1 protein-coding gene is annotated in these 413 nt (G+C 63.7%); it reads right to left on the bottom strand.

Going from position 1 to position 413, the window contains the following annotated elements; genetic code table 11:
* A partial coding sequence (locus AB3X94_RS41960; protein WP_368614483.1) for an ABC transporter ATP-binding protein occupies positions 1-413 on the bottom strand: 413 nt, incomplete at both ends.

The raw sequence follows: 413 nt of genomic DNA, 5'->3' as shown, positions 1-413 counted from the left end.
TGGCCGCCTGCAGCGCGAGACGCGCGTTCTGCTCGACGAGCAGCACCGTCATACCTTCAGCGGAAATCGAGCGCACCACTTCGAAGATCTTCTCGACCATGATCGGCGACAGACCCATCGACGGTTCGTCGAGCAGCAGCAGTTTCGGGCGCGAGATGATCGCGCGCGCCATCGCGAGCATCTGCTGCTCACCGCCCGACAGCGTGCCCGCGTATTGCGAGGCGCGCTCCTTCAGACGCGGGAAGAAGCCGAACATGCGCTCGACGTCCGACTTGATGGCGTCGGTATCGTTGCGCAGATACGCGCCCATCTGCATGTTCTCGACGATCGACATACGCGCGAAGATGCCGCGACCTTCCGGCACCATCGCGAGACCGCGCTTGAGCAACTCGTGCGCGGGCAGGCCTTTGATC

It is taken from the genome of Paraburkholderia sp. BR10923 (genome assembly GCF_040948765.1).
GTDB classification, from domain to species: Bacteria; Pseudomonadota; Gammaproteobacteria; order Burkholderiales; family Burkholderiaceae; genus Paraburkholderia; species Paraburkholderia youngii.
This window is presented reverse-complemented; position numbering and strand designations above follow the sequence as displayed.